Raw genomic sequence first — 3197 nt, 5'->3', positions numbered from 1 at the left:
TCGCGGGCGCGCAGGCGGTGATGGCCCCGGCCACGACGACCGCGGCGAGCCCGGCACGGGTCACGGGCGTGGCGCCGGGCACGGGGCCTCCGGGGTGTCGTCGCCGATCAGGCGCCGTCCGGGGCGATGGCGCCGGGTGCTCACCGGCTGTCAGGCGCGCAGCGCCCGGTCCACCGCCGCGACCGCCCCGTCGAGGGGGACCTCGGTCTGCGTCCCGTCGGCGAGGTCCTTGAGCTGGATCACGCCGCCGTCGAGGTCGCGCTCCCCCAGCACCAGCGCGTACCGCGCGCCGGACCGGTCGGCCGCCTTCATGGCGCCCTTGAGGCCCCGACCGCCGTACGCGAGGTCGGCCCGGATCCCGCCGCGGCGCAGCGCCCCGACGATCCCGACCAGCCGGTCGCGCGCGGCCTCGCCGAGCGGCACCCCGAACACCTCGACCCGCCGTGCCGGGGCGACCTCGAGGCCCTCGGCCCGGCACGCGAGCAGGGTGCGGTCGACCCCGAGCCCGAACCCGACCCCGGAGAGCGGCTGTCCGCCGAGCTCGGCCATCAGCCCGTCGTAGCGCCCGCCGCCGCCGATGCCGGACTGCGACCCGAGGCCGTCGTGGACGAACTCGAACGTCGTCTTCGTGTAGTAGTCCAGGCCGCGGACCATCCACGGGTTCTCGGTGTAGGCGACCCCGAGGTCGTCGAGGTAGCGCAGCACCGTGCGGTGGTGCGCGGCGGCCTCGTCGGACAGGTGGTCCATCATCAACGGCGCGTCGGCGAGCTGCTCACGGACCTCGGGCCGTTTGTCGTCGAGCACCCGCAGCGGGTTGATCCGGGCGCGCTCGCGGGTGGCCTCGTCGAGGTCGAGCTTCTCGAGGAACCGGGTCAGCTCGGCGCGGTACGCCGGGCGCGTCGTCGCGTCGCCGAGGCTGGTGATCTCCAGGCGGTAGCCGGTGAGGCCCAGGGCCCGGAACCCGGCGTCGGCGACGGCGAGGACCTCGGCGTCGAGCGCCGGGTCGTCCACGCCGATGGCCTCGACGCCGACCTGCTGGAGCTGGCGGTAGCGCCCGGCCTGCGGGCGCTCGTAGCGGAAGAACGGCCCGGTGTAGCGGAGCTTGACCGGCAGCGTGCCCCGGTCGAGGCCGTGCTCGATGACGCTGCGGACGACGCCGGCCGTGCCCTCGGGGCGCAGCGTGACGGTGCGCCCGCCGCGGTCGGCGAAGGTGTACATCTCCTTGGAGACGACGTCGGTGGACTCACCGACCCCGCGGGCGTAGAGCGCGGTGTCCTCGAAGACCGGCAGCTCCAGGTTGGCGTACCCGGCGCGGTCGGCCTCGCGGACGAGGGTGTCCCGCACCGCGACGAACTCGGGCCCGACGTACTCGGGGATGCCCTTCGGGGCGGTGAAGCCGCCACTGGGGATCTCGGCCACGGCGCCGTCCTCTACAGGTTCCGGCCGGGCGCGGAGCGGGCGCCCTGCAGGAACGGGTTGGTGTGCCGCTCGTCGCCGACGGTCGTCGGCTGCCCGTGCCCGGGCAGCACCGCGGTCTCGTCGGGGAGCGTCAGCAGCTTGGTGCGCAGGCTCGTCATCATCTCCTCGAGCGAGCCCCCGGGGAGGTCGGTGCGCCCGATGCTGCCCTGGAACAGGGTGTCCCCGGCGAGCACGAACGGCGCGTCGTCGTCGGCGGTGCCGCGGAAGACGACCGACCCGCGGGTGTGGCCGGGGGTGTGGTCGACGGTCAGCGAGATCCCGGCGAGGTCGAGGGTCGCACCGTCGGCGAGGGTCTCGACCCGCTTCGGCTCCCGGAACTCCAGCCCCGGGTACATCGCGGCGATCTGCGCGCCCATCGGACCGACCGCCTTGAGCGGGTCGGCGAGCATGAAGCGGTCCTCGGGGTGGATCCAGGCGGGGATGTCGTCGCCGTCGCACACCGGGGTCACCGACCACATGTGGTCGAGGTGGCCGTGGGTCAGCAGCACCGCGACCGGGGTCAGCTTCCGCTCGGCGAGGACCTTGCGCAGCGGCTCCTCGGCGTCCTGCCCGGGGTCGACCACCACGCACGGGCCGCCCTCCTCGGGTGCGACCACGAAACAGTTGGTCTGGAAGGTCCCGGCCGGGAACCCGGCGAGCAGCACGTCCTCAGTCCTCCTCGGTACGACTCCGATCCACCCTAGTGGTCGGGTTCGTCCCGGACGGACGTGGTGAACGCGATCTCGGTCCGCCCGGGGACCGTGCCGGAGATCCGGGTCCCGCGGACCCGGTTCCCGCGAGGTCGTGCCGCCCCGGGTCCGTCGACCTGCCCGAACTCACCCCGGGATGACTTCCTAGGATGCCGCCGTGCCGACGAACGAGCAGCGCCGGAAGGCCGCCAAGCGCAAGCTGGAGCGTCAGATCGAGCGCCGCGCGGAGCGGGCCCGACGTCGTCGGCAGCGGCTCACGATCGGTGCGGTCGTGGCCGTCGTCGTGGTCATCGTCGCCGGCGTCGGGGTCTACCTGGCGACGCGGCCGGCGTCCCCGGAGGCGTCCCCGGAGGCGGCCCCGGCGGCCGCGGCGGGGGCCTGCCAGTACATCCCGGAGGGCCAGGCGTCGCGCCCGGTGCAGAACCCGGACGCGAACCCGCCCCGCACCGGCATCGTCGGGCTCACCCTGCAGACCTCGCAGGGCGCGATCCCGCTGACCCTCGACCGTGCGCAGGCACCGTGCGCGGTGAACGCCGTGACCTCGCTCGCGCAGCAGGGCTTCTACAACGACACCCCGTGCCACCGCCTCACCACCGGTGAGGGCCTCAAGGTGCTGCAGTGCGGCGACCCGACCGGCTCGGGGTCGGGCGGCCCCGGCTTCCGCTACGCCGAGGAGCCGCCGGCGAACCTCGCCCCGTCGCCGCTGGGCCAGGGCGCGTCGGACTACAGCCGCGGGCTGGTCGCGATGGCCAAGACCTCGCAGCCCGACACGACCGGCAGCCAGTTCTTCCTCGTCTACGCCGACTCGGCCCTGCCGCCGCAGTACACCGTCGTCGGGCGCATCAGCACCGCCGGGCTCGCGGTCCTCGACAAGGTCGCCGCGGCCGGCAGCGACAACTCCACCGGCGAGGGCGACGGCAAGCCCAAGCTCGGCGTGCAGATCACCCAGGCCCAGGTCCAGGGGTAGGGCGAGCTCTATCCCGTCGGCGTGAGCGGCAGCGCCCCCGGGTGCACCGGGGCGGGCAGCTC

At 74.6% G+C, this 3197-nt stretch carries 3 protein-coding genes; 1 reads left to right on the top strand and 2 read right to left on the bottom strand.

The window, feature by feature from the left end:
• Window positions 1-150: 150 nt before the first annotated feature.
• Together hisS and AC0CYZ_RS31655 are read right to left on the bottom strand one after the other, a co-directional pair.
• A complete protein-coding gene (gene hisS / locus AC0CYZ_RS31660; protein ID WP_472222234.1) occupies window positions 151-1419 on the bottom strand; it encodes a histidine--tRNA ligase in 1269 nt (422 codons plus the stop codon).
• 11 nt (window positions 1420-1430) lie between these two features.
• A complete protein-coding gene (locus AC0CYZ_RS31655) occupies window positions 1431-2123 on the bottom strand; it encodes an MBL fold metallo-hydrolase (protein WP_472222232.1) in 693 nt (230 codons plus the stop codon).
• A 202-nt stretch (window positions 2124-2325) separates the two neighbouring features.
• Here AC0CYZ_RS31655 and AC0CYZ_RS31650 point away from each other — a divergent pair, with 202 nt between their 5' ends.
• The gene (locus AC0CYZ_RS31650) at window positions 2326-3135 is read left to right on the top strand and encodes a peptidylprolyl isomerase (RefSeq protein WP_472222230.1); all 810 of its coding nucleotides are present in this window, start codon (window positions 2326-2328) and stop codon (window positions 3133-3135) included.
• The last annotated feature ends 62 nt before the right edge of the window (window positions 3136-3197 follow it).

The sequence above is a fragment of the Actinomycetospora sp. genome, assembly GCF_055612215.1.
Note: the sequence above shows the minus strand (reverse complement) of the source record. Positions and strands in the feature narration are given on the sequence as shown.